Raw genomic sequence first — 25,909 nt, 5'->3', positions numbered from 1 at the left:
CCGCAAAACTGCATATATCACCGAATCCGGCTTAATATCAGCATAAAAAAAGACATATCAATAGCCGATATGTCTTAAAATTTTCCTACATCGGCATTATCCGTATCAGGTTCGTGGGTCGAAGCTCACATCTTCCTCTCAGCCTGTAATACAAGCTCCCCAAATTCTGTATAGTATTAATTTGAAATCATTATAATATTTCTCTCAGCATATGTCAACCAATCAGATTAATTGCGATTCCACACAATACACCGATTCCATACACAAGTGCTATAATCTTTGCATTATCGCGCCATTGGTCATTGACCCTGCAAAGAACAAGTATGCCTACTCCTGATCCTGTAAGAAGTCCTGCCATCATAGAGCCAAAACTCAGTACTCCCTGCAGATAAAGCTGTGTAATAACGACAGAAGCTGCGCAGTTAGGTATAAGTCCCACCAATGATGTTACAACAGGTCCCATAAACGGTCTGTCAAGTATAAATGATGCAAGTGTCTCCTCGCCCACTGCTGCAAGCACTGCATTAAGCGCAAGTGATACGATAAGCACAAACACTGTTATGACGAGCGTGTGCTTAAGCGCTGACTTTACTATACTTTTCTCACAGTGGCAATGATCATGTTCACATACATGACTGATTCCAGCCTCTATCTTGTCAATCTGCCTGCTGCGCCCTGCCACAAGCGAAGCAGCAGCATCAATTACAAAGCCGGCCGCCATTCCTATCACAATCTTAAGTCCGAGTATTGAAAGAATCACGCTCACCGGAACTTTTTCAGATATCATTATAGGAAGCATCTCGTCAGATGTTGAAAGATATATTGCGACAAGTGTTCCCATTGTTATAATCCTGCCGGCATACAGATTAGATGCCGCTGCCGAGAATCCGCACTGTGGAATTGCACCGAGCAGCCCGCCCAATAACGGACCGAATCTGCCTGAATTTTTAATTACCGCCTTTGTCTTTTTACTTGTACGGTGTTCAAGCCATTCCATAAGCAGGTACGTTACAAAAAGAAACGGCACAAGTTTGGCTGTATCAACAAGGGCATCCAGAATTATATCAAATACTATATCTAACATTATCTCTATCTCCATAAAATATCTACATTAATGTTTACGCGCATGCGCTCATTGTATCATGTACATTATATGCCTGTCAATTTGCATAATATACCTTGTACATAATGAATCGTCACAGCTCTTATTGCTCATAATACTCATATCAAATTATGCGGAGGTATGAATTGGCTGCTGTATGTGAAACAAAAGGGCATATTTTCCAGCTTTTCTGGATATTTATAATAGGCTGCGTCCTTGGTGACATTATAGAAACTATTTATTGTTTTGTAGTTACAGGCGGAACCGTAATGAACCGCAGCAGTGTTCTGTATGGACCATTCAGCATCGTCTGGGGTGCCGGAGCCGTACTCATAACGGTATTTGCCATAATCCTTAACCGCATCCGTTTTGACACCCGTTCTGTCCGTGGCAGGATTATCATATTCATTACAGGTGGGATTATCGGTGGTATCCACGAATATGTTGCAAGCTGTGTAACCGAACTTCTTACCGGTGCAGTTCACTGGAACTACTCCGATATGGCTTATAACATCAGTGGACGCACTAATCTTCTGTTCTGCTTCTTCTGGGGTATAGCAGCACTGATATGGGTAAGATGCCTCTATCCGTATATTTCCGGGTTTATTGCGGCATTCCCATGGAAAATAGCAAAGACTGCCACACTTATTGCAGCAGTCTTTATGATTATTGATATATATATATCCACATGCTCTCTGATACGCTTTACCGAACGTTCAAAAAATATTCCGGCAATAAGCCGATATGAGCGTTTTCTTGATGAAGCGTATCCTGATTCTCTCATAACCTATATATACCCTGATATACAGATTGTTGATTAGGCTGACTCTCCCGATTATCTCACTGCTTTGTGCAGCAGGTCTTTGAGTTCTTCCACATCAAAATTATAGTGTGAGCCGCAGAAATGGCAGTTTACCTCTATAGTCCTGCCCTCTTCAATCAATGAACTGAGTTCCTTCCTGCCTATGCTTATAAGTGCCCTGGACATTCTCTCTTTTGAGCAGTTGCAGTAGAACTGTGTAGGTATCTTATCCAGTATATCAAGTCCGAATTCCCCAAGGAGTTCCTCAAGCATCTGCTCAGGAGTGTATCCATGTTCAAGCATTGTCGTAACATTTTTAACTTCTTTAATCTTCTTCTCAAGTGCGGATATTATCTCTTCACTTGCATCAGGAAGAAGCTGTATAATGAACCCGCCGGCACTTTTTACAGTATTGTCCTTAGACATAATGACACTGAGTCCCACCGATGTAGGAACCTGCTCACTTGTTGCAAAATAGTATGTAATGTCCTGTGTTACATCACTTGTGACAAGAATCGTATCACCTACATACGGCTCTTTAAGTCCGATGTCCTTTATCACACTGAGCACTCCAATTCCAAGTGCTTTCTCAACATCAAGCTGTCCGGCGCTGTTAAGAGGAAGCATGACTTCAGGGTGATTGACATATCCCTTTACATTAGCCTTTGCATCCGCTGTCACAGTAAGTCCGCCAATAGGGCCGTCCCCTTTTATCTGGATAGTTATAATATCATCATCGCCCTTCATCATAGTACCCATCATTGCCCCGGCTGACATAAGGCGTCCGAGTGCTACTGTTGCAATCGGGCTTGTATTATGTCTCTGCCTTGCCTCTTCTATTGTATTGGTTGATGAAATAGCAAATGCTCTTATCTGATGATTTGCTGCTGTTGCTCTTACGATATAGTCACTGTTTTTACTTATAGTATTCATAATATTCTCCATTCTAAGGCTTTACAGCCATGTAATAAATTCTTTCAAGGTTCTCTCCGTCAATTGAATGTTCCAATATCTGTACATTCACAAATCCGGCTTTCTTAAGTGCAGCTTCAACCTGTCCTGTGGCATATGCCCTCTGTACATGGTATTCGTTACACCTGTTATAGCTGCCGTCATCTTTCTCGATAAATACGCTCAGCTCATATTCATTAATCATACTGTCTGCATCATAATAATTATTCCATATATATGCGCAGTCTTCCATGCTGTCCGCAAATGTATTGTCAGCAAGCTCTTCCCGGTAGAATTCTTCTTTTTTCATATCAAACAGAATAACACCCCTGCTTCTCAATGCCTGATATGAAGCTCTGAGACATTCATCAAGTGCTCCGTCCTGTGACAGATAATTCATTGAATCACACACGCTCACAACCGCATCAGCTTCATATGGGAGTTCAAATTCAGTCATATTCTGAAGTGTGTATATAATCCTGTTATTGCCTTCTTCCGAATTATAATCCTGCCCGTCTGCTGATGACGCAACCGCCAGCATATCTTCCGAATTATCTATCCCAATCATATTATAGCCCATGCGCGCAAGCTCATTGGTAAATGCTCCCGTGCCGCAGCCAAGCTCTGCCACCGTTGAATTCTGAGAATATATGCCATTTTCTTCAAGTTTTCCCTTAATGTATACAGCCCACTCTTCATATGGCATATCCTGCATAAATCTGTCATAAACGTATGAAAAACCTGTATATGCTTCCATGCTCTTCTCCATTCTGGTTCTATTGAATTATCACTAATGATACAGGCAGGGTATGTTTTTGTCAACTTAATGACTTGATAATGCCGTCCGGATAAATTATACTTATTATTTAGCAAAGTATATTTATGGTATTTTTTCGGAGGGTACATTGACTAAGTCAGCATTTGAACATAATATAAGAATTTCTCTCGCACATCACTTGATAATCCCGGCAATATTTCTTGTAATACTGATAATACTTTTATCTCAGATTCCGGTATTCAACTGCCTTTTTCCTGCTACTGTTTCAAGCAGCGAAGATATGTCCGCATTATATCATAACAGCAGATATATCAACTGTCATGCTGATTCACTTCATTACGCCGGTTACGATTACATGATTGGAGGCAGAGTAAAAGGTCATTATTACTACTCCCTCGAAGACGGTAAGTGCACCATATACGTATTATCATGCAAATATATACAGCAGTACGGAGAGTTTCCATCCACAATCAATGATGCCTCATTTCGCGCAGAACTTGTAATCAATGACAGCAACCTCCATGACCTGCTCTCATTAATGGCAGGTGATATGAACTGGTCTTACAACGGCTTAAGTTCTGTAACTTCTACAGTTGTTGTGAACGAACTCCGGTACTCTCCGGTTCCTGTAGCAATACTCGGAATATTCTTAGTATTTGCTTTGATATTTACACTTGTCCATCTTGCAACAATAATAATAGGTCTTATTAATCCTTATCACACTGCAATATACAATAACACTCTTGGCCGAAACAGCACTGTACATATCAAACAGGCATGCCGTGAGCTGATGACAGATTACAAAAAGACCGGCGGCTTTTATGTAACAGCCAATTATGTCATATATGCCAACGCCCCTGTATCAGCAATAATCCCAATAGACCGTATAAGCGCTTTCTACAGTTACAGTACTCTTTGCGGGCTTCCTATGCGAAGGCATCTTGCAGGCACGATAACCTTCTTTATAGACGGACATGCTGCATGCCATATCCACAATCTTCCACCGGTGCTGACCGATGAAGTTACTCATGTCTTTGAGACATCCGGCATAACCAACGGCCGTGCCATCAACACCCAGTCATCGACGGACAACTCATGAATTCATCCATAATATAAAACCGTCACCTCATGATGAGGTGACGGTTTCGTAATCACTGATTATCCTGCTTATTATGCATCACGATTATGCATTCTTACCACAGCACTTCTTGTACTTAAGTCCTGAACCACATGGACATGGATCATTACGTCCAACCTTCTTATCCTTTACGACTGTACCCGAAAGCTTCTGCTTCTTATAAAGATCCTTTCTTACATCTTCTGTAAGAAGTGCATCCCACTGTGGGAGCTCATACAGCCACTCAGCTTTAGCACCAACCATATTATAATAGAGTTTTTCTTTGTCATACTCAAGACTTACTTCTGTATCCTCAGCCATTGTCTCGATTGGGTTAGGAGTCTTAAGACTGTCATTGATTCCATCAAGGAAACCAACCATAATCATAAGTTCAACATCATACTTCTTAGCAAGGTCGGCTACAGTTCCCTTAACAATCTCGTCAGGATTAGCAAGAATCTGCTCGTAGATTCCCTTCTCAAGATTAAAATATGTGCCCCAGAACTGATTTGCCTGCTGCTGATTCATCTCTGTCTCATAGGCCATCTTACGCCATGTCTCAAGTAATGTCATAATCTTCTCCTCATTTCTTATAATTAACCAAACGGGCTGCCGCACTACCATGCGACAGCCTGTGTACTGAACAATGATATACTATACTGTTAAAAAAGTCAATCCGCCAATTACTTATATTGGCTGTAAAGTGAACCTGTATACTGATAACTGCTGTAGCTTCCGGTGCTTGTATATGAATAACCGTTAAGGTTGGCAAGCTGTGACACCGACTTATTATAGATATTGGATGAGCTCGATGCTATACCGTAAGCATATGAACCTGTTCCGTTGAAGATACTCTTAACATCTGTCATATTAGCTGACTTAAACGCCTTCTCATCTATCGTAAGCTTGTTATCACTACCGATACTTATTCCAACATCAGCAAGAAGATTACTGTTAGCCTTAGTTGCCTTGACCATACTTGCTGTTGAAGAAAGAACTGATGAATCCTCTGATGATGCTGCGCTCTCTGTTGTTGAGTTGTAATCCTTAACGAACTTTGAAACCGCCTTATAGATTGCATCAGTATCATACTCACTCTTAACTGTACCGTCATCCTGTCTGACATTCTTCTTGGTGAACACCGAATCCTTACCCTTAGATAATAATGCAAGCGAATCTTCCTGAAGTGCCTTGGCGCTGTCACGCACTGACGCTGCATTCTTCTTGGCACTGTCAGAGGCCACGTTAGAAGTTGTCTCTCCTGCTATCGAGCCAATCTTGGAATTACCATTATAATACGACTTCAACAGCTTATAATATGAACCATTCTTAATTGAACCATAATCAAACAGTGTAGACGAAGTACCTGATGTCTGACTTGTTCCAAACATAGAATTAAAAAATCCTGAACTAACTCCAAAATATGTTCCTGTACCAAATGAACTAATTGATGACATAATCAATACCTCCTTGTATAAATCCATGCACCCTCTTATTTATATTATATCACAGTATCCTTATAAATCAACAGGTACATCAATGAACATTGTATACATCACATGTCTTCAGTGCATATTTTTAAAAGTCTCCCTGCCGCATTAGACAACGGCACTTTATTATTGGCTGCAATACATATATTTCTAACGGGTATCTGCTCTTTTATATTAATTTCAAAAAGCTGCCCGCTGTCAATCTCATTACATGCGAAGTTTCTTACAACGCATCCTATTCCCATATTTCTCATACTGAACTGTACTATCATATCACTCGTTGCCAGTTCAAACTCCGGGTGAAGGCACACATTATGCCCCGCAAGATATCCGTCCACAAATCTTCTTGTACTTGTATTGCCCTCAAGGCAGATTACAGGATAATCTTCGAGTTCGCTGCATGACATCTGTCTTCCCTTTAATTCAGCAAAACGGCTTCCTGCAACAAACACGTCCTGAATCTCCATAACCGGCGTGATATCTACATCTTTATCATCATCTACGGGCGTACTGATAATTCCAAAATCAATACTTCCGTTTTTCAGGAACTGCAGCGTCTCCGGCGTAGGTGCATTAGTAACTGACACCTTTATATCAGGATAAAGATTATGGAACTTCTCAAGATACGGAAGGAGAAAATACTTTAGCGTCATGTCACTTGCTCCCACCGTTATCTCACCCGACTCGAGATTGAGCATCTGAAATAGCTTGTCCTCTCCAAGCCTTATATATTCATATCCCTGGCTCACATACGAATACAGTACCGCCCCTTCGCTTGTAAGCTTCACACCTTTTGGCATTCTTGCAAACAGCTTTACAGAAAGCTGGGATTCCATATGCCTGATTGCCTGGCTTACCGCAGGCTGCGAGATGCAGAGTTCCCTGGCAGCAAGCGATATGCTTCCAAGCTTCCCAACATAGTAAAATATCTTATAATATTCCAGATTTATATTAGTCCGTTCCATTCCTGTCTCCATTCCGGGGCATCCCCCCCTTGGAAAATATTATATTGTACGTTATAATAATATTATTGCTTTAAAATTAATGAGGTACATAATGAAGAAAAAAGCTGCTGTTTTTATGGCAATACTTCCTGTATTGCTATTCATAATCATATATGTGTATTTTGCCTATAATCCATCAAAAGGTCTGCGTGGGGCATCCGGGGCATCTGCCGCGGAGGAGACAGCAGGCAGTGATACATCCGTAACAATAACCGAAGCCACACTTCCTGCCGGACTTGATGCGGATATATACTCTTCAGGCATGCATGAGGATGCTACTGATGAGGCAGGCAGGCCTCTGATTAAGTCTATGCAGCTTTATATGCTGATTCCCGTAAGGCATATTGCCCAGAATCCCGAACTTCCTACAGGCTGTGAGATTACTTCACTCACAATGGTTCTCAACTATCTTGGGTATAATGTCAGTAAAACATATATGGCTGACAACTACCTTGACCGTCTTGAGACGTTTGACGGAAGTTTCTATGATTATTATATCGGCAATCCATATGAAAGTGCAAGCTGGGGTTGTTTTGCGCCTGCCATAACAAGAAGTGCTTCCCGCTTTCTTGCCGACAATAATTCGCCACTCAAGGCGCACAACATAAGCGGTGCGCCATTACAGACACTGTTTGATGAGATATCTGACGGCAATCCTGTAATTGTATGGAGCACAAGCAAATGGGGAACGCCTACAACCTACTCTTCCATCCGGCTTAATGATAATACAGTATTCAACTGGCCCAGCAATGAACACTGCGTTGTTCTCACGGGATTCAATCTTGAGAAGAACACCGTGTTCATTGCTGACCCTTTAAGTGATATCGTCGAACGTGACCTTACGGAATTTGCCGCAACATACAGTGCCTACTACCGCCAGGCTGTGGTAATAAAATAGTCTCCTGCACGCCGGTTCCCCATATGCTTCTCCTGCATGCTGACTTTCTATTGCAGCTCGGCAATTCCACTCAGGCGTACATACATATCTGATATCTTATACCATGTAGGATAATCAACAATTCCTGTCTGTGGCAGCCTGAATATCTTCTGGAATGCCCTGACTGCATCAGCAGTGCGCTCGCCATATATCCCATCAGGAATAAGAACAGGTATCGAACTATAGAATTCCCCTATAAGATTCAGCTGCTCCTGAATCTGCCGCACCTTGCTTCCTGATGAACCTATATCAAGATTACTCCCCGGCCATGATGCCGGTATTCCGCTTATCTCTTCTGCCGTATTTATATACATATCGTCGCCATAATAATTACGGAGAATCTGTATTTCTGAGTAGCCCTGGTCTCCAAGTGCTTTTGACCCCCACTGGCTCAACCAGTTCGGGCATGACACGCGTCTTCCGTCACAATACTGTGTAAGTATCGGCTGCTTTACATTAGGACGCGAAAGATAATTGGTGAATATCTCATCTACAATCTGTGATATATTTTCAAATATATTACGCCCATACACCCATTTATGGTCAAATGCAGTAGACGAAGTTATTGTGAAATCGTATCCGCGGTTTCTGTACCACTCAGTATAGACCCTGTTCAATGTAAATGATATTATAGCAAGAATATTAGCACGCAGAGTCGCGTCCGGCCATGTCGAATATATCTCGCTGCTTGCTACATTTTTAATATAATCGGTAAATCTCTCATAATAATTCCTCGCTGTTGAATCTGTCGGGACCCCATCATGGACTATAATATATTCCGGCACAACCACGCGGCTTAGTACTATTTCTCCGGGCTGCCCAACAGGCTTGGTCTCTGCCTCCGCTATCTTGGGCGGAAAGTTGCCCCACAGCGTATTGGCAGGAATTACAATATTTCCTGCCAATGTTGTAACATTCCTTGGCACAAGCCTTATTCCCTGAAGTGCTGTTGTATCCGCAAACAGTGAAATTCCCGAAACATTAAAGCTTTCATAACCGGATGCGGTTACCGTAACGCTGTACTCCGCATATGGCTGGACATCGCCCGGTTCCATGCTGTACTCAACCGGTGGTGCAGCAAGCTCAACCGCATCAGTCTGTCCGTCAGAATCCGTGACAAGCTGTTCAATATCTGTCTCCGGTTCTCCGCTGTATGATATACTTACCCTTGCGTCCTGAAGCGGCTTCATTGTATCTCCTGCCACAACACTCACCTGAAGAAACCCGCTGTCTGTTGCATTATTACCGTTAATTGCATCCATATTCTATACCATTTCCATATTATATAATCTAAAGCTACTATATGCACAAATGTGTGATGTATTGCATAAGATAATAGCAAAATGTAAAATTTCACATGCAGCTGTCTGAACAGCTGACCTGAATGGAGGATATAATGGCTCAGTATAAAGTTGCAATTGATGCCGGCCATGGCGGCAGTGACCCCGGTGCTGTATATAACGGAAGACAGGAAAAAGATGATGTACTCCGCCTTGCAATGGCCGTCGGCAAGATACTCGAGAATAGCGGCGTTGATGTATTTTATGTAAGAAATGACGATACCTACGAAACGCCTTTTAAGAAAGCCACGGACGCTAATAATTCCGGAGCCGATCTTTTCGTATCTCTCCATCGCAATTCATCAGAGATACCTAACCAGTACTCCGGTGTTGAAAGCCTTGTATATGCAGATGGCGGTACAAGAAGTCTTCTTGCCGATAATATCAATTCCGAACTGAGTGCCATCGGTTTTAACAATCTTGGCATTGATGAACGCCCTAATCTTGTTGTTCTCAAACGCACCAAAATGCCTGCCGTTCTCGTTGAGACCGGTTTTATAAACAGCGACACCGACAACCGGATATTTGATGATAATTTTAACAAAATCGCACAGGGTATTGCTGATGGCATACTTACAACAATATACCAGACTAACAGGCCGTCAAAGCAGGCGCGGCCCGTATCTGCTGATGCCGGCAATACGGTAAGCCCAGAAAATGATTCATCAGCAGGGCGTTACATCCAGCCATCAGCAGAGGCTTCTCTGTCGCCGGAAGCAGTGCCGTCTACACCTCCACGTACAATGCCCGATGGCAGTTATACAAAATGGGGCTGTAACTGTGAGAACATTAATGACAGTAATGCACAGTTTGATAAATTATACCGTGTACAGGTAGGCGCATTCCGTAATAAAGAATCTGCCGACCGTATGCTCAACTCACTTCTCATAGAAGGATTTCCCGCCTTCATCGTGTATGATGATGGCATATACAAAGTACAGGTTGGTGCGTATGGCTACCTTGCCAACGCAATCAAGATGGAAGAACGTCTTAGACGGTTCAGATATAACACTTACATCACAACCTGACAGATTGGTTCTGTAATCATAAAAAGCGCCTCTGTTTGCGAACATATTACCATTCACAAACAGAGGCGCCTTTGAATTATTGCAAAAACCTACCTTCTATACATATCTGTCTGCCGCAACACAAATCCGGCCTTTTTTTGTCTCATATATAATTCCTTCATATACAAACTTACCGAATCCTCTTACTGCAACAACGTCTCCGGGCTTCACAACTCCACTGTTATTCTCATACTGCCGTCCGTTTACAAACACTTTCTTATCACGGAACATCTCTATCGACTGGCTGCGTGACATATTATAAAGCTTGGATATAACTGCATCAAGCCGTTCAGATGATATAACAAGTTCCTGCCGTTCAAGCTCAACAGAAACGCTTGCCGTTATCTCTTCCGTGCTCAGTATCCTGCACTTAACACTTGTATGCTTTACCTTATCAAGGCTATCTGCTATATATGGGACTATTTTTCTGGTCGCAAATACATACGCCGTCTTATCCCTTATCATTATATCTCCTATAACATCGCGTTCAATTCCAAGATTCATGAGTGCGCCAAGGAAATCTCTATGTGTAAGTTCATCGGAGAACTTTTTAATGAGAGGTTCTATCATAACAACGTCAATAGGAAAATCCTCTTCATATCCGAATTCTTCTGCGTTGCCGAATCTTGCCATAACTCTCTCGCATCCGTCTGTACCACCGAAAAGAGTAACATATCCTGCCGGTGCACTGTCGCACGCAATTGCGGCATCCGGCATTGACAGAAAATCCGTGAAAAGATATATTCCCTGATTATATGACTTTCTGGCAAGCTCATCGAATCTCTTTTTTAACTGCTGGTCATTATTGTCCATATGCCACCATCGTCAGATCGTATAATCAGCCCAGACTCTGTCACACACATAATTATTCATCTTTTCCCTGTGTGCAACATGCAATGGATCATTACCGAAGTTTCTGCAGGCCTCCATGTCCTCGAATTCACAATACATGACGATATCATGCGGTCCTCCGGTCTCATTAACACCTATCTCAGCTCTGATAAGTCCCGGAACCTTACCGTTCATATTAGCTACAGATGCCTTAATATCACTTATAACCTTATCTCTGCCTTCACTATCCGCCGCATCAGTAAGGTGAAACATTGCTATATGTCTTATCATAGTTATTCTCCATCTGCACTGCCTGCAGTCTCCTCATATATCTTAACCGTTCCGCTCTGTGAAGTCATTCCGTCTATAAGTGAATTGATATATTCCTGTGACTTCGAACTCTTCATGCTGTCAGTCATTATCGACTTCTGCGCATCAGTAAGATATCTGCTGCTGAAGTAAAGCACATAATTCTTATTATCATCCGCAACTGTTACTACTGTCTTATCGCCTTCCTTACGCACACTGTCAAAAAGCCATGATGTAACTTCGGCTCCTGTTGTGATTGATGACTGCGTTGCTCCCGTTGCAAGTGACTTATCATCTGTCTCGTATCCGCTCTTAAGATCATCTGCCGCATACTGAGGGCAGAGTGCTCTGAATGAGCTGCCATCAGTTATTGATGCAAGCATCTCATTGGCCTTATCAAGATCAGCAACTTCCAGATATCTGTAATCAACAACATCATATTTATCCTTATTCTCATTGTAATAATCGTTAATCTCTGCATCTGAGAATGTAAGATTCTTCTGATAATCATCATAATAAGCATTAGCACGCAGATACTGCTTAACATAAGATTCAATGCTGCTCTGTGTAGCATAATCACCGAATGTCTTCTTATAATAATCCTTAACACTGCTGCCATCATCAGAAGCAGCCTTCTCAATTGATGAGTTAAACTCATTATAATCATCCGTATCATCGTAACTGAATGAATTCTTATCCGCTTCTGCCGATAATGCTCTCATCTCTTTTATCATCTCTACCGCATTAACGCCAAAATAATCAGCCCATGTCTCATCTCCGCGATATGTCTGCTTTGAAAGGTCTGAACCTGTATCAAGTCCAAAATATGATGCATATGAGCCATAGGTATTCATAAAGTTGTTAATTCCCATATGATAATAAAAATCATATTCAACTCTGCCTATCTTCTCGCCATTAACGGTAACAGCCGTGCCGTAACGCTCATTAACTTTTTTACCTATTGCAAATATCAGTGCTGCCGCAACTGCCACAAGTACGACAATCAATGTAATCCTCGTGATTAAAGTGTTACGCTTGTCCTTCTTCTGTTCTTCCTTCCTCTTGGCAAGCTTCTTATCATAGCTTGTTACTACTTTGCCGTCAGCATCATATATGGATGCCTGCTTCTTCTGCATATTCTCCGCAGCCGCCTTGCGGTTTGCTTCACGTCTCTTTTCTTCTCTGACCTCTTTTGGGGTCTTCTTAGACACATCTTCCATAAGTCCGTAAATTCCTTCCCAATTCTCCATATTACCGTCAGTATAAACAACCGACAGACATACATATAATTATATCCTTATCAAAGAATTGTTGCAACTGTTTCATCGCATTTTCACATATTATGATTGTACTTGATATTGCGCCCCGCTATCTTCATAAGTGCAGATATTGTCCTCTGTATCATCTTCTTGGTTGACGGATCCATATTTTTCATTGACTTAAGTATCAGTTTCGCACTTTTAAGTCCGTTAACAGACAGTTCAAGGAGGGTCTTTGCTTCCGTCTGCTGTACTATGGCATACATAGCATCAACAAATTCCCTGCGTTGCTCACTGTTCATCGAATATATCCACTCTTTGAGTGTCGCATCCATAAAAATACTGCTTTCATTCACATTATCAAGGCACACAAAATACCTGCCGAGCACCTGCCATGAATATGTGTCATGCTGATAGATTCCAAGCTGTGTACTCTCGACCACTGTGTACCCGACCGGATGTCCGAGAAGCATACCTACAACAGATGACTGCGGAACATATGAGTGAATCTGTGATGCTATATTTTTGAAATTCGACTCGTCAAGAACGTGATTCATGAATCCCGGTCCGTCAAAGCAATACACGCCGCGTATTCTTTCCTGAACCTGCTTATCAGCATATGATGCCGCATATATTGCAAGATTACCGCCCTTTGAGTGTCCTCCGATTCTTATCCTGCCTTCAAATGTTCCTGCCACAGTATTAAGATATTTAAGTGCCTCAACCTGTGACGGAACCGGTGTCTGAAAACTCATGTTAAGGTCTTCTTTCCATCCGACTATAGTATCATCAGTTCCCCTGTATGATATATAAACGGTGGCATCTCCGGGAAATATGCACACGGCACCGAACTGTTTCTCCTCCTCTTCATCAGCCACAGCTCTGTATGCTGCAAGCTTCATACTGCCAAATCTTCTGCTTGACGCAAGCTTTTTAAGGAGCAGCGTATCATTGTCTGACAAAAGCAATCCTTTTGTTGCACTGTCCCTAAGCTCAAATAACCGCTGTGACGCTTCCGAAAGCGTCACAACGGCCTCACCAAAAGATGCTGCAGGTTCATTCCCCACAACACCATCAAAATTCATATATGAAATCTGTGCCATAATAAGGCAGTCAACATCATTAATTCCTGACTGGTGAATCGTTATGTCCCCACGCCAGTCAATATAATCAAGCATGTTAGCCATAAAGCCTCCATTCTGTGCACTATATACTATTGTGCCATTACTATCTGTGCATTGAGAATGAATCCATATCATATCCGGCAAGATTCTGCTCAATATTCCTTGAATCAGCCTGAGCTATAAGCGTATCTCTGTCCTTCCTGGATGGAAGCTCAGCTCTGTGTGCACTCGGACCGCCTACGCATCCGCCTTCACATGCCATTCCTTCAATAAAATCTTCAGGGAGCTTGCCAAACTTAAACAGTGTAAGTATCTTCTTACACTCAGCTGCGCCACTGCACTTTGCCACCTTGACATCTGTCTCCTGTCCCATCTCCTTCATACTTTCAAGGACAGCTGCCGTTACTCCTCCGCCATTACCAAATCTCTTACCGAATACACTTGCTTCCTGACGGTCATCTTCTTCAGGCTCAAGCACAACATCCTTTGCCCTTAATATTGCACGTATCTCGCCAAATGTAAGAACATAATCAGCATTACCTTTTATTGACTTGTCCTTACTCTCTGACTTCTTAGCAACACATGGACCTATGAATACCGTTATGGCGCCTTCGTCCTTAGCCTTTATCATTCTTGACACTGCGCACATAGGTGATACGGTTGTAGAGACATTCTCCATAAGTTCCGGAAAATGCTTTTTAACCATGTTAACAAAAGCCGGACAGCATGACGTTGTCATCTTCTTACCGTCCCTGTACGCCTCAAGCCATTCTTTGGCTTCCGAATATGCTGTCATGTCTCCGCCGAGACCTACTTCATAAAGATCTGAAAAACCGACCTTCTTAAGTGCTGTCCTCCAGCTTGCCATAGTTATGTCAGCTCCGAACTGTCCTTCCGATGCCGGCGCAATCATTGCATATACATGCTTACCTGCACGGATTGCATTGATAACATCAACTATGTATGCCTTGGAACCAATTGCACCAAACGGGCAGCTGTGAATACACTTGCCACACTCGATGCATTTGCTCTCATCTATCTTACTTACACCATACTCATCCATCTCAATTGCGCCAACCGGACATGTCTTCATGCAAGGTCTTATAAGATCCGCAATTGCATTATAAGGACATGCCTTGGCACACTGACCACACTCGCGGCACTTCTGAGGGTCTATATATGCACGGTCACGTCCCATGCTTACAGCCCCGAACTTGCAGGCCTGCTTACAAGCCTTCATCATACACAGACGGCAGTTATCCGTAACTGTATATCTTGCAATCGGACACTCTTCACATGCCGAATTAATTACCTGTATAATGTTATCAGAATCAGAATCTGTAGGATTAAGACCTTCTGCCAGACGTATTCTCTGCCTTATAATCTCTCTTTCCTTATAGATACAGCAACGGAACTGCGCCTTAGGACCGGGAATCATATTATATGGTATATCATCCTTCTTCTCATCAAATGTTCCTTCAAAAGCAAGCTTCGCTACCTGATAATAAACTTCGTGCTTTATCTTAATTATTGTTGCATCATTAGATAACATCATAGACCTCCAAATCCGCATAACTGTTATGTTATAACTATTATGTTAATATTTTCACACTCATTATATGCAAATTTTTATCATTTGTAAATGAGAAATAATATTTATTTTTATAACTTATTCCGGCGATATTTCCATATTCGTTATGTTATGGAATAGCTTTTCCATCTGCCTACTGCATAAAAATATATTGACATGGCTGTACCGATTGACCATCCTACCGGCCATGCACTCCATATGCCTACTACTCCGAATCTTGCTGAAAGCATTACTGCAAGTACAACCCTCAGTATAAGATCCGTAAATGTTGTTATCATAAATGACTTCATAGCACCTGCACCGCGTAATACGCCGTCGCACATAAGCTTTGTAGACACAACAAAATAAAACGGTGCAAGAATTCTTAATATCTGAATCCCTGTTTTCATAGCATCTCCGGTTCTGTCATTTATAAACAGAAGTAATATGCTTTTTCCTCCAAGCATATAGAGCGCAGCCACAGGAATACAGATAATATATACAAGCTTAAGTCCTCCCTTAAGTCCGCTGCCGACACGTTCCGTCCTGCCGGCACCCATATTCTGTGCCGTAAAGTTGGAAACTCCGTTACCAAGTGTCGTAAATGAAGTTATGACCATATTATTAAGCTTAATTGCCGCCGAATACCCTGCAATAACCGGCGCTCCATATCCGTTAATTACACTTTGTATTATTATGTTGCCTACAGACACAAAGCTCTGCTGAAGTATGCTTGGCACCGCTATATTGGTTATCTTGCCAAGAAGCCCCCATGAAAATATCTGCGGTTTATGTACATCTTCATTCTTTATCTTTGCAAGTCTTTTGAATACGAGTAAAACTGCTGCACCGCAGCTTATTCCCTGACACAGGAATGTTGCCCAGCCGACTCCCGCAACTCCCATCTGGAATTCCTTAACAAACAGAATATCAACAAATATGTTAGCCGTCGATGAACACGCCAGCAATATAAATGGCGTTCTGGAATCTCCCATCGCAGAAAATATGCCCGTTGCAATATTATAGAAGAAAAGAAACAGAAGTCCCATCGTATAGATATTAAGATACAGCAGTGAATCTGCCATAATGTCATCCGGTGTTCTTATAAGTGCAAGCATGTTCCTGCCAAACAGAAGTCCCACTGCCATAAGTACGGCACACAGTATTCCGCTCGCAATGAACGTTGTACTTACAGCTGTCTTCATTGCCGAATATCTTTTGCCACCGAACAGATTGGATACTATAACCGAGCATCCCATATTACATCCAAATGCAAATGCTATGTATATCAGCGTTATCTCATATGAATTACCTACTGCTGCAAGAGCATTTTCGTGTATAAACTTGCCTGCGACAAAGCTGTCGGCAATATTATAAAGCTGCTGGAATATCATACTTCCAAGGAGCGGAAGTGAGAACTTAACCAGCTCTGCCGACGGATTCCCCTTCGTCAAATCCCTATTCATATTTAATCCTCCATTCAACATTCACAGATCTATCTCAGTTTTTCAACAAACATCAGACAGAAGCTTATGAGCAGCAGTGCAACCGACATCCATATTACATGTATTCCGTATCTTACAGACATTACGCCTCCGATTCCGGCACCTATTGCAAAGAAGAATATTATCCCAAAATAATACGCTGCCTGTCTTAGCTTTTCAGAATCTTTTTCTCTCATATAGAGGGAAAGTGCCGCTGTTCCGCTTCTCAGGTTACCTATACACATAGTACTTGCATATGAATAACCGTTCACCTTACGGAATGTCTGAACCTGCATTGCACATGCAAATGATACAAGTGTTGTCGCCACCATGTTAAAATCAACCGGTATGAAACCTACAATCCCGAGAATAATTATCTCCAGCAGAAGTATCCCCTGTCTCCAATGCAGCTTCTGTGCATATCTGAACCTGTTCTGTACTCTCTCTGCAAAGAATACTCCAAGTCCGAATGCAATCAGCGGTACAAAATAATGCAGAGCCCTGCTCCAGTCGCCATCCATAAAATACTGGCTCATCAGCACCACATTACCTGTCTGCGCATTTGAGAATACCTTATCACGCGTATTATACGTATACGCATCCTGAAATCCTCCTGACAATGCAAGGAATATGCTGTTGATAAATGCTTCTGACATCTGTTTTTCTGACAGAAGCTTTGTAAACATTGTTTCACATTTTTCTTTCATATATATTTCCTCACTTTTCAACATTAACGTATACGCCTTTTTGTGCTTTATGTCAACCGTGAATACATAAAAAATACCTGACGCAGTTCAACTGCGCCAGGTATGATTCCCATGCACCTGTCAGGTACACATTATATTATATATTGTTCTTAAAGGATTGGATTACATCATTCCACCCATGCCTGCACCTGCTGGCATTGCCGGAGCGTCTTCCTTGATTGTTCCAACAGCAGCTTCAGTTGTAAGAAGTGTAGATGCAACACTTGTAGCATTCTGAAGAGCACTTCTTGTAACCTTAGCAGGGTCAAGGATACCAGCCTCAACCATGTTCACATACTTCTCATTAAGAGCATCATATCCTGTACCAACCTCAGACTCTCTTACGTTGTTGATAATAACAGCGCCTTCAAGTCCTGCATTGTTAGCAATGTGGAACAGTGGAGCTTCAAGTGCCTTAAGAATAATCTCAGCACCTGTCTTCTCATCTCCTGCAAGTGAAGCAGCAAGCTTTGCAACTTCCTTAGATGCGTGGATATATGCTGAACCACCACCTGAGATAACGCCTTCCTCAACTGCTGCTCTTGTAGCATTAAGGGCATCTTCCATACGAAGCTTAGCTTCCTTCATCTCTGTCTCAGTAGCAGCACCTACTCTGATAACAGCTACGCCGCCTGCAAGCTTTGCAAGTCTTTCCTGAAGCTTTTCCTTATCAAAGTCTGATGTTGTCTCTTCTATCTGAGCCTTAATCTGTGCAACTCTTGCATCGATATCAGCCTTGTTGCCTTCACCGTCAACGATAACTGTGTTCTCTTTCTGAACCTTAACAGACTTAGCTCTGCCGAGCATATCCATTGTTGTATCCTTAAGCTCAAGTCCGAGTTCTTCTGAGACTACCTGACCACCTGTAAGAATGGCGATATCCTTAAGCATCTCTTTTCTTCTGTCGCCATATCCCGGAGCCTTAACAGCTACAACATTAAATGTTCCTCTTAACTTATTAACAATAAGTGTTGTAAGAGCTTCGCCCTCGACATCCTCTGCAATAATAAGGAGCTTTGAACCACTCTGTACAATCTGCTCAAGTATTGGAAGAATCTCCTGAATGTTAGAAATCTTCTTATCTGTGATAAGGATGTATGGATTGTCAAGGACAGCTTCCATCTTATCCATATCTGTTGCCATGTATGCTGAGATATAACCTCTGTCAAACTGCATACCTTCTACAAGGTCAAGCTCTGTCTTCATTGTCTTAGATTCCTCGATTGTGATAACACCATCGTTAGAAACCTTCTCCATTGCATCTGCTACCATCTGGCCTACTTCTTCGTCACCTGCTGAGATTGATGCAACCTTTGCAATCTGATCCTTGCCTGTAACCTTCTCGCTCATATGTGCAATAGCCTCAACTGCACAATCAGTAGCCTTCTTCATGCCTTTTCTTAAGATGATTGGATTAGCACCTGCTGCAAGGTTCTTCATACCGGCATTAACCATTGCCTGTGCAAGTACTGTTGCTGTTGTAGTACCATCACCTGCTGCATCATTAGTCTTTGTTGCAACTTCCTTAACAAGCTGTGCGCCCATATTCTCAAACTTATCTTCGAGTTCTATCTCCTTGGCAATTGTAACACCATCATTAGTGATAAGCGGTGCACCATATGACTTGTCAAGAACTACATTACGACCCTTAGGTCCAAGTGTTACCCTTACTGTATTGGCAAGCTTGTTAACGCCTGCTTCCATTGCTGATCTGGCATCTGCTCCGTACTTAATTTCCTTTGCCATAATATCTTAGTCCTCCTAATATTCTGATAATATTTATAAAATGTTATCCTGTATGCGTTACTACATATCCGAATTGATTACTCGATTACTGCAAGAATATCTCCCTGCTTAACAATGATATATTCTTCATCTTCAAGCTTAACTTCTGTTCCGGCATACTTAGAATAGATAATCTTGTCACCAGGCTTAACCTGCATTGTAACCTCTTTGCCATCTATAACTCCGCCAGGACCAACTGCGATTACCTCTGCCTGCTGTGGTTTTTCTTTTGCCTGACCCGGCAGAACGATTCCTGACTTTGTTGTCTCCTCTGCAACTAACTGCTTGATTACTACTCTGTCACCTAATGGTACTAACTTCATTATGTCCTCCTTCTTGTGCTCAATGCACACAGTCTTAATATTCTATTGCTTTAGTATTGTTAGCACTCATTTATCTCGAGTGCTAAACCTTGAACATATATTATTCAATTTGCCCTTATAATGCAACTGTTTTTTGCTCCCATGTTTTTTCTATTTTCTGGTATTTTCTCTTGTTTCCTCTCATTATCTCTATTTTTCTCACTTTATCTCATTTTGATTATTTTATATTTTGTTAAGATTTTGATGACATTTCTCTTCCATAATAAAATATGTACTGCTGTGCAAAGCCGCCATACTCTCCAAAATGCTCAGCAGCAAAACTCTCTATTACCTTTTTTGGTGTCTCTCTGCCGTCAAAATACATCTGTTCCATCATTCTTTTTATCCACACGTCAACCGGAAATGCTGCAGTCTGTCCCAGAGAGAACAATGCGACACAGCTCGCGACCTTAGTACCTACACCCTTTATCTGCATCAGTTCTTCAAGACATTCCGCAATTCCATCTGTCCTGAGCCTCCGTTCATTAATACGGCCTTCCTTCACACTGCATACCGCATCCCACAGATATGGTGCCCTGAAGCCTGTTTTGCACGCTCTGAATGCTTCAACTCCCGCATTACTGTAGAGCGTATCACAGTCAGGAAATGCATAATATTCCTGTCCGGCAATATCTCCGAGATATGTGCCGTAATCATGTGATATCTGTGCCACAATCTGTTTTATATGCGGTATCTGCTTATTCTGTGAAATTATAAATGACATCAGCGTCTCAAAGAATTCCTGATTGAGTATCCTTACTCCTCCCATTGCATTAATGGCATCTTCAAGCCTTGAATCATATCTGACAAGATATTCTTTGATGCTGCTGTAGTCTCTGTCCATATCAAAATATGACCGCCATATATTCTCGTACTGCCCTTTGTCCGTATCATACAACACAATCCCTGTATCTGTCTGCGCTGCATGAAGGAGCATACCGTTAGCTGCAAGTGCGTAATCATGGTCATCAATCCTGTTAAAATGAAAGCACTGTCCGCACTCTAACGTCTGCGCTATGTCAAAATCACTGACTTCCGCAATCTCAAGATCCTTACCGTATTCTTTTATCTTCATCCTATCTCCGTTCCATGCACATATTGCACATAATTCATTAAGTATTTTCCAAAAATTTATAAATTGTACGCCTTTAATTTTATGGTAAAATAGAGTACAATATTCATTACGATATTATACATTATATTTATTATATTTTGAATATATAAATTCTGGAGGAATACACTATCATGAAAAAGGACACTGGTTTATTAATTGCAAAAGCTGCTGCCGTTGCCGCATCTGCATTTGCTGCAGGTGCACTTCTCCTTAAGTTCAAAAAAGACAACGATACGCTCACTGCATATGAGAATGAAGATGATGATGATTTTGGCGATATCGATACATTAGATAACATTAACCCGGACACAACTACGCGTGAATACGTTGCAATAAATATAACAGGCAATTCTTCTAAAAATATATCAGAATCTGATGACACAGACCGATAATATCTGAACGGAGATTATATGAACCGACATTTTGGCCGATATCTTGTGCAATGCTCTCTTATTCTTTGTATGGTACTGCTTTGTCAGGCTCTGTCCGCCTGCGGTAATATATATGATATTGATACATTACTGTCAGGTTCCAAAGCCGCATCAGCTGACAGCAGATATACACTCTGTACCAGTCAGGATGACATAACAAGCCTGCTTTTGCAGACCATGTATGAGAATAAAGATTCATGCACATTCAATGTACCAGACAAATCATACGTTGACGCCGATGCATGGCTGAACTCACTTGCAGGACTTAACAAAATACATTGCGAATATATTACATATTCAGGTTTCTGTCAGGTTACTGCACAGATTGAATACTGGGACAATTATCCGATAATATACGCTTACCGTTCCAATGATATATCAGCTCTCAATGAACAGCAGACTGCCATGTATGACAGATACTGTGATATACTCAGCTCCACTGTATCATCATCTAATCCTGATGTCATCAATGAGCTTACCGTTCATGATTACATTGTAAATAATGTCCGGTATGTTCTTGACCGTAACTCTGACTCGCCTGCATATGATGCGCTTTTTAACGGAAGTGCTTCATGCTCAGGATATACAGAAGTATTTCAGACCCTGATGGATATGGCAGGAATCAGATGCATCCCTGTCACCGGGCAAGCCGGAGGCGATAGCCATATATGGAATATGGTATGCTTAGACGGTCAGTGGTATCATGTCGATACTACATGGGATGACCCGGTTGGAGGAGATGGTACCATAAGACATAATTACTTTAATATAACCGATGATGACATCCTGCTTGACCACACAATAGAATCCTGGCATCCGGCTGCCGCAGGCACCGATCTGGCTTACTATAATGTTCTTGGATATACTCTTTTCTCATCACAGAGCGAACTCAATCATTATCTTGCTTCACAGGTTAAGTCACATGCCGCCTCATGTAATTTTATGACGCGTGGTTTCACTCCTGACATCCGCGCGGGTGTCAAATGTGGCAAAAAGACTGTATCTTATCGTGTCCTGGCAACTGAACGCACAGGATATTCAACTTATACCGTTACATTTGAATATTAAAATAACTGCTGTACGCATCTGTCATCCGAACAGAGCATACGGCAGTTATTTTATTGGATAATCATCTGTTACCTTATATGGCTTTGTATAAAATTAACAATTATCTTACGTGTCTCATCCTGTGCCTCTGCGGTCTCAAACTTTCTCTCCGGGTGCCATTGAAGTGCCAGTAGCTTCATCTCTTCAGAGCCATACGCTTCTATCGTATGATTCTGCTCATCTACCGCAAGCACCTCAAAGCATGGTGCAAGCTCTCCCTCATATATTACGTCCTGATGATAGTTATTAACCTGTATTATTCTGTCTTCCTTAACAAGTCTTACAGGATGGTCTACTCCTCTCGGTCTTTCAATCTTAAGCTTAGGATGGTAATGGAGCCTGCCGCCAAAAAGAACATTTATATACTGCATTCCGCGGCATGTAGCAACTATCGGTATTCCATGCTTAATACAGTATCGTATAAGCTTCTCCTCAGTAATATCCCTGTGCGGCTGTATCTCATCATTATGAGGCCTGTCATAACATTCCGGCTGCAATGAGCCGCCTCCTACAACAATAAGAAGGTCTATCTTATCATCAAACAGCTTCTCTATATTCCTGTTATGATTAGATACCGGCTTAGGTATAAATCCCATAAGCTCATAAAAACGCATGTATGCCGATTCAAGTATGTCTGTAGGGTCTCCGTATGCGTTAACGCCTTCTCTCTGTGTTATAAGGGCATGCAGGTTGTTATACTGGATTCCCGGCTTAATCTCTCCGTTCTTACAGTCCAGTTCAAGATAATCCATCTTGGATACCGCATTATAAATCTTCTCTCCACAACCTATTGCAGCAGGTATATCGAACTCTGCGCATCTTATTGCCATGTGTGATGCCGCTCCGCCGTATTTGGTGATAAATCCCTTAATATTCTTGGTAAATATCCACTCATATCCGGGGTCTGCCTTGGTAAGGACTACTATCCTGCCTGTAATATCCGCATCCTTGTCATCCTCAAGCATCACAACCTCGCCCTCTATCCTCTTGGATGTAATAAAGTTAGGTCTTGCCTCATATACCGGAATAATATCAAAGCTCAACGGTGATAGAATTACCTCAGGAAGCAGCAGTGTTCTGTATTCACGGTACTGCTTACGTCTTGTATACGCAAGTTCAAGCCATTTTTCCTTAAGAGCCTCACTCTGTACATCTTTTCTGATTGCCCTTATATCCGCAACAGAAAGCCATGACAGGTCTTCAACCCGTACTTCGGCAATATTGCCTATCTTACGTATAAGTTCAAGTACAAGACTGAGCGACTTGGTAAATTCAAATTTAAAATACTCTCTCTGCTCTATTCCCTTAATAAGAAACTTCTTAAAATCCTTCTCAGGTATATCTATTCCATTATCATCAAGAGCTTTTTTAAGCGGTGCAAGGTCAATATCAAGGTACTTTGAATTCTTAGGTGTCTTATTCCTGGCAGATACCGGCCTGAAGTTCATGGCATCATATCTTTCTGAACGTATATCATAAGTATCACTTCTCAAATGCCCGTACTTGGCATAGAATTCCTCGCTGCTCATCTTATTATTGGAGAACTGTTCAAAATCATCATTGAATGCAGAAGAGACCGTAGATATTGACTTCATGAAGCCGTCAGTCTCCTCATGTGAGTAATATCCTGCCTCTGAAAGTGTTCTTATAAATGACCTCGCAATAAATGCAATTCTTGCCTGTCTTGCAAACTGCGGCGTACCATACGTCTCCAGTGTATTAAGAAGTTCGAGTATTCCCTTCGCAATCTCATATATTCCCGCATCCGAACGGCGCAGCTGCTCCATCTTATCACGGCACTTATCAAGAACAGCCAGCGATTCCATATCCTCTTTTATAAGCCTGTCCTGATTGTTGACTGCATCTATCGTAATCTCCTTGACAGCATCTATCAGTGTACGGCGTTCTTCCTCAGTAAAGCCATACTCCAGCATCTTAAGGCTGTTCTTCTCCGTCATAAAATCATAGCTGCTGTAGGCTATCTCAAACTCTATCTTGTCATGTGCCGACAAATCCTCCTCCAGCCTCTTCTGGTAGAAATCGACAAGCCTCATCGCAAGACCTTCTGAAACCGATGCCGGTATAAGTGAATAAAAAGAATAATTAAGGTTAATATACGGCTTATTACCTACCTGATACATAAGATCCTGGTCGAGCTTTCTGTAGCCCAGCTTATTTATTCCACTGTTCCATGCATTATGTGTGATAATCTCACGATAAAGTGAATAATCAAGTGTCTTTGGATTAGTTCCTATTATCTCAGAAGGATTCCAGAATGCCATATCCGAGAGCTTCATGGTACGTCCCGTGATTATATCAACCTTACGTTCATACTGCTCTCTTACTTTCTTCTTAAGCAGGAAAAATGCATGGTCATCCTTAATATCTGTCTCATGGTAACCTGCCGCAAGCGGTCTTACCTGAAAAAGTATTATCTCATTATTACTGTCAATAGCAAACTCGATGTCAAGCGGTATACCTTCTATAATATTCTCTACTTCCCTGACTGCCTGTACAAGGCTCTTCCAGTGCGGAGGAAGCTTCTTAGGCATTATATCCTTGGCTATCCAGAGCATCTTACCGCCACGTCCGCTTGTTACGCTGTCTGTTGAACCCCTGTCATCATAATTCACAAGATAGTATGGTCTGTCTCCCTTAAGATCCCTTGTAAATATTACACCGCTCAGACACACATCTGTTGCCTGCCTCTGTATAAGTACCTGCTCACCGAGTACAGATTCCATATCTTCCTGATATGACGCGATTACCTGTTCTACCGAATCCTGAATCTCCTCAAGACTTGCTGAATCAACATCCAGAATACTCTTGTAATGTCCTGCATTAGAATACTTAAGGGAATCTTCCTGCGTAGATGAACTTCTAACTACAATCCTGCTGCCCTCAAAACGTTCCCTGATTTCCTGACATACACGCTCTTTATCCCGCCAGAAATCCTCAACTTTAAGAATATACATCTTCTCTATTCTTGCTTTTTTTATGAGATTCTTCATCGCATAAAGGGTGTTGGCCTTCGTAGAAATGATATTACCTGTAATTTTTCCCATATCTGCCTCATTTCCTGATATTATCTGTCAACATCGTCATAATTATCATAAACACATTTAACTATATATGAATTATAAAAAAAATGTGTCTTTTTTGCAATAAACTTATCCTAATAAATCAAAATAAATCAATA

General features: G+C 41.8%; 24 protein-coding genes and 1 riboswitch. Of the genes, 6 read left to right on the top strand and 18 right to left on the bottom strand.

Annotation, left to right across the window (positions count from 1 at the left end; all coding sequences use genetic code 11):
- Window positions 1–65 precede the first annotated feature (65 nt).
- Window positions 66–172, bottom strand: a riboswitch (TPP riboswitch).
- Window positions 173–214: 42 nt separating this feature from the next.
- Window positions 215–1,084 (bottom strand): arsenic efflux protein, encoded by an 870-nt coding sequence (locus tag NQ488_05025; protein ID UWN96665.1) that lies wholly within the window; start codon window positions 1,082–1,084, stop codon window positions 215–217.
- A 164-nt stretch (window positions 1,085–1,248) separates the two neighbouring features.
- Between NQ488_05025 and NQ488_05020 the strand changes: the two genes are divergently transcribed.
- A complete protein-coding gene (locus tag NQ488_05020) occupies window positions 1,249–1,923 on the top strand; it encodes a putative ABC transporter permease (GenBank protein UWN96664.1) in 675 nt (224 codons plus the stop codon).
- A gap of 14 nt (window positions 1,924–1,937) precedes the next feature.
- On the opposite strand, the gene hslO is transcribed toward NQ488_05020, so the two are convergent.
- Together hslO and NQ488_05010 are read right to left on the bottom strand one after the other, a co-directional pair.
- Window positions 1,938–2,837 carry an Hsp33 family molecular chaperone HslO gene (gene hslO / locus NQ488_05015; protein UWN96663.1) on the bottom strand — a complete coding sequence of 300 codons (900 nt, stop codon included), beginning with the start codon at window positions 2,835–2,837 and terminating at the stop codon, window positions 1,938–1,940.
- A 13-nt stretch (window positions 2,838–2,850) separates the two neighbouring features.
- On the bottom strand, window positions 2,851–3,612 hold the full coding sequence (locus NQ488_05010) for a methyltransferase domain-containing protein (GenBank protein ID UWN96662.1): 762 nt from the start codon (window positions 3,610–3,612) through the stop codon (window positions 2,851–2,853).
- Between the two features lie 148 nt (window positions 3,613–3,760).
- Between NQ488_05010 and NQ488_05005 the strand changes: the two genes are divergently transcribed.
- The gene (locus NQ488_05005; GenBank protein UWN96661.1) at window positions 3,761–4,732 is read left to right on the top strand and encodes a hypothetical protein; all 972 of its coding nucleotides are present in this window, start codon (window positions 3,761–3,763) and stop codon (window positions 4,730–4,732) included.
- 84 nt (window positions 4,733–4,816) lie between these two features.
- Here NQ488_05005 and NQ488_05000 read toward each other — a convergent pair whose 3' ends face one another.
- The 3 genes from NQ488_05000 to NQ488_04990 form a co-directional block, all read right to left on the bottom strand.
- The gene (locus NQ488_05000; protein ID UWN96660.1) at window positions 4,817–5,323 is read right to left on the bottom strand and encodes an SEC-C metal-binding domain-containing protein; all 507 of its coding nucleotides are present in this window, start codon (window positions 5,321–5,323) and stop codon (window positions 4,817–4,819) included.
- Window positions 5,324–5,433: 110 nt separating this feature from the next.
- Window positions 5,434–6,207 carry a hypothetical protein gene (locus NQ488_04995; protein UWN96659.1) on the bottom strand — a complete coding sequence of 258 codons (774 nt, stop codon included), beginning with the start codon at window positions 6,205–6,207 and terminating at the stop codon, window positions 5,434–5,436.
- 98 nt (window positions 6,208–6,305) lie between these two features.
- Entirely contained in the window at window positions 6,306–7,205 is a 900-nt protein-coding gene (locus tag NQ488_04990) for a LysR family transcriptional regulator (GenBank protein ID UWN96658.1), read from the bottom strand.
- A gap of 91 nt (window positions 7,206–7,296) precedes the next feature.
- Between NQ488_04990 and NQ488_04985 the strand changes: the two genes are divergently transcribed.
- Complete coding sequence (locus NQ488_04985; protein ID UWN96657.1) at window positions 7,297–8,142, top strand: C39 family peptidase; 846 nt, start codon at window positions 7,297–7,299, stop codon at window positions 8,140–8,142.
- Window positions 8,143–8,189: 47 nt separating this feature from the next.
- Here NQ488_04985 and NQ488_04980 read toward each other — a convergent pair whose 3' ends face one another.
- On the bottom strand, window positions 8,190–9,443 hold the full coding sequence (locus NQ488_04980) for a peptidoglycan-binding protein (protein ID UWN96656.1): 1,254 nt from the start codon (window positions 9,441–9,443) through the stop codon (window positions 8,190–8,192).
- A 134-nt stretch (window positions 9,444–9,577) separates the two neighbouring features.
- On the opposite strand from NQ488_04980, the gene NQ488_04975 reads away from it, so the two are divergent.
- On the top strand, window positions 9,578–10,549 hold the full coding sequence (locus NQ488_04975) for an N-acetylmuramoyl-L-alanine amidase (protein UWN96655.1): 972 nt from the start codon (window positions 9,578–9,580) through the stop codon (window positions 10,547–10,549).
- 96 nt (window positions 10,550–10,645) lie between these two features.
- Here the strand turns inward: NQ488_04975 and NQ488_04970 are convergent, their stop codons facing one another.
- The 10 genes from NQ488_04970 to NQ488_04925 all read right to left on the bottom strand — a co-directional run bounded on the left by NQ488_04970 (window position 10,646) and on the right by NQ488_04925 (window position 21,133).
- On the bottom strand, window positions 10,646–11,401 hold the full coding sequence (locus NQ488_04970) for a YlmH/Sll1252 family protein (GenBank protein ID UWN96654.1): 756 nt from the start codon (window positions 11,399–11,401) through the stop codon (window positions 10,646–10,648).
- Between the two features lie 12 nt (window positions 11,402–11,413).
- Window positions 11,414–11,710: a Dabb family protein gene (locus NQ488_04965; GenBank protein ID UWN96653.1), complete on the bottom strand. Its 297-nt coding sequence runs from the start codon at window positions 11,708–11,710 to the stop codon at window positions 11,414–11,416.
- Between the two features lie 2 nt (window positions 11,711–11,712).
- Window positions 11,713–12,978: a hypothetical protein gene (locus tag NQ488_04960; protein ID UWN96652.1), complete on the bottom strand. Its 1,266-nt coding sequence runs from the start codon at window positions 12,976–12,978 to the stop codon at window positions 11,713–11,715.
- 83 nt (window positions 12,979–13,061) lie between these two features.
- Complete coding sequence (locus tag NQ488_04955) at window positions 13,062–14,174, bottom strand: DUF2974 domain-containing protein (GenBank protein ID UWN96651.1); 1,113 nt, start codon at window positions 14,172–14,174, stop codon at window positions 13,062–13,064.
- A gap of 40 nt (window positions 14,175–14,214) precedes the next feature.
- Window positions 14,215–15,663: a 4Fe-4S dicluster domain-containing protein gene (locus NQ488_04950; GenBank protein UWN97108.1), complete on the bottom strand. Its 1,449-nt coding sequence runs from the start codon at window positions 15,661–15,663 to the stop codon at window positions 14,215–14,217.
- Window positions 15,664–15,806: 143 nt separating this feature from the next.
- Entirely contained in the window at window positions 15,807–17,147 is a 1,341-nt protein-coding gene (locus NQ488_04945) for an MATE family efflux transporter (GenBank protein ID UWN96650.1), read from the bottom strand.
- A gap of 29 nt (window positions 17,148–17,176) precedes the next feature.
- On the bottom strand, window positions 17,177–17,872 hold the full coding sequence (locus NQ488_04940; GenBank protein ID UWN96649.1) for a DUF1275 domain-containing protein: 696 nt from the start codon (window positions 17,870–17,872) through the stop codon (window positions 17,177–17,179).
- Window positions 17,873–18,034: 162 nt separating this feature from the next.
- On the bottom strand, window positions 18,035–19,657 hold the full coding sequence (gene groL / locus NQ488_04935; GenBank protein ID UWN96648.1) for a chaperonin GroEL: 1,623 nt from the start codon (window positions 19,655–19,657) through the stop codon (window positions 18,035–18,037).
- Between the two features lie 77 nt (window positions 19,658–19,734).
- A complete protein-coding gene (locus tag NQ488_04930; GenBank protein ID UWN96647.1) occupies window positions 19,735–20,019 on the bottom strand; it encodes a co-chaperone GroES in 285 nt (94 codons plus the stop codon).
- Between the two features lie 232 nt (window positions 20,020–20,251).
- The gene (locus tag NQ488_04925) at window positions 20,252–21,133 is read right to left on the bottom strand and encodes a DNA-3-methyladenine glycosylase (protein ID UWN96646.1); all 882 of its coding nucleotides are present in this window, start codon (window positions 21,131–21,133) and stop codon (window positions 20,252–20,254) included.
- A gap of 170 nt (window positions 21,134–21,303) precedes the next feature.
- Here NQ488_04925 and NQ488_04920 point away from each other — a divergent pair, with 170 nt between their 5' ends.
- Together NQ488_04920 and NQ488_04915 are read left to right on the top strand one after the other, a co-directional pair.
- Window positions 21,304–21,564 carry a hypothetical protein gene (locus NQ488_04920; GenBank protein UWN96645.1) on the top strand — a complete coding sequence of 87 codons (261 nt, stop codon included), beginning with the start codon at window positions 21,304–21,306 and terminating at the stop codon, window positions 21,562–21,564.
- Window positions 21,565–21,582: 18 nt separating this feature from the next.
- Window positions 21,583–22,671, top strand: a complete 1,089-nt coding sequence (locus tag NQ488_04915) for a hypothetical protein (protein ID UWN96644.1) — start codon at window positions 21,583–21,585, stop codon at window positions 22,669–22,671.
- A 68-nt stretch (window positions 22,672–22,739) separates the two neighbouring features.
- On the opposite strand, the gene NQ488_04910 is transcribed toward NQ488_04915, so the two are convergent.
- Window positions 22,740–25,775 carry a gamma-glutamyl-gamma-aminobutyrate hydrolase family protein gene (locus tag NQ488_04910; GenBank protein ID UWN96643.1) on the bottom strand — a complete coding sequence of 1,012 codons (3,036 nt, stop codon included), beginning with the start codon at window positions 25,773–25,775 and terminating at the stop codon, window positions 22,740–22,742.
- Window positions 25,776–25,909 lie beyond the last annotated feature (134 nt).

It is taken from the genome of [Bacteroides] pectinophilus, assembly GCA_025146925.1.
Classification (GTDB): domain Bacteria; phylum Bacillota; class Clostridia; order Lachnospirales; family Lachnospiraceae; genus Bacteroides_F; species Bacteroides_F pectinophilus.
The sequence above is the reverse complement of the archived record's forward strand: the minus strand, read 5'-3'. Positions and strand labels throughout refer to the sequence as shown.

Excerpts from the sequence above, each read along its gene's own strand:
- NQ488_05025 (UWN96665.1), bottom strand. The coding sequence starts at position 1,084 with ATGTTAGATATAGTATTTGATATAATTCTGGATGCCCTTGTTGATACA.
- hslO (UWN96663.1), bottom strand. The coding sequence starts at position 2,837 with ATGAATACTATAAGTAAAAACAGTGACTATATCGTAAGAGCAACAGCA.
- NQ488_05010 (UWN96662.1), bottom strand. The coding sequence starts at position 3,612 with ATGGAAGCATATACAGGTTTTTCATACGTTTATGACAGATTTATGCAG.
- NQ488_05000 (UWN96660.1), bottom strand. The coding sequence starts at position 5,323 with ATGACATTACTTGAGACATGGCGTAAGATGGCCTATGAGACAGAGATG.
- NQ488_04995 (UWN96659.1), bottom strand. The coding sequence starts at position 6,207 with ATGTCATCAATTAGTTCATTTGGTACAGGAACATATTTTGGAGTTAGT.
- NQ488_04990 (UWN96658.1), bottom strand. The coding sequence starts at position 7,205 with ATGGAACGGACTAATATAAATCTGGAATATTATAAGATATTTTACTAT.
- NQ488_04985 (UWN96657.1), top strand. The coding sequence starts at position 7,297 with ATGAAGAAAAAAGCTGCTGTTTTTATGGCAATACTTCCTGTATTGCTA.
- NQ488_04980 (UWN96656.1), bottom strand. The coding sequence starts at position 9,443 with ATGGATGCAATTAACGGTAATAATGCAACAGACAGCGGGTTTCTTCAG.
- NQ488_04975 (UWN96655.1), top strand. The coding sequence starts at position 9,578 with ATGGCTCAGTATAAAGTTGCAATTGATGCCGGCCATGGCGGCAGTGAC.
- NQ488_04970 (UWN96654.1), bottom strand. The coding sequence starts at position 11,401 with ATGGACAATAATGACCAGCAGTTAAAAAAGAGATTCGATGAGCTTGCC.
- NQ488_04965 (UWN96653.1), bottom strand. The coding sequence starts at position 11,710 with ATGATAAGACATATAGCAATGTTTCACCTTACTGATGCGGCGGATAGT.
- NQ488_04960 (UWN96652.1), bottom strand. The coding sequence starts at position 12,978 with ATGGAGAATTGGGAAGGAATTTACGGACTTATGGAAGATGTGTCTAAG.
- NQ488_04955 (UWN96651.1), bottom strand. The coding sequence starts at position 14,174 with ATGGCTAACATGCTTGATTATATTGACTGGCGTGGGGACATAACGATT.
- NQ488_04950 (UWN97108.1), bottom strand. The coding sequence starts at position 15,663 with ATGTTATCTAATGATGCAACAATAATTAAGATAAAGCACGAAGTTTAT.
- NQ488_04945 (UWN96650.1), bottom strand. The coding sequence starts at position 17,147 with ATGAATAGGGATTTGACGAAGGGGAATCCGTCGGCAGAGCTGGTTAAG.
- NQ488_04940 (UWN96649.1), bottom strand. The coding sequence starts at position 17,872 with ATGAAAGAAAAATGTGAAACAATGTTTACAAAGCTTCTGTCAGAAAAA.
- groL (UWN96648.1), bottom strand. The coding sequence starts at position 19,657 with ATGGCAAAGGAAATTAAGTACGGAGCAGATGCCAGATCAGCAATGGAA.
- NQ488_04930 (UWN96647.1), bottom strand. The coding sequence starts at position 20,019 with ATGAAGTTAGTACCATTAGGTGACAGAGTAGTAATCAAGCAGTTAGTT.
- NQ488_04925 (UWN96646.1), bottom strand. The coding sequence starts at position 21,133 with ATGAAGATAAAAGAATACGGTAAGGATCTTGAGATTGCGGAAGTCAGT.
- NQ488_04920 (UWN96645.1), top strand. The coding sequence starts at position 21,304 with ATGAAAAAGGACACTGGTTTATTAATTGCAAAAGCTGCTGCCGTTGCC.
- NQ488_04915 (UWN96644.1), top strand. The coding sequence starts at position 21,583 with ATGAACCGACATTTTGGCCGATATCTTGTGCAATGCTCTCTTATTCTT.
- NQ488_04910 (UWN96643.1), bottom strand. The coding sequence starts at position 25,775 with ATGGGAAAAATTACAGGTAATATCATTTCTACGAAGGCCAACACCCTT.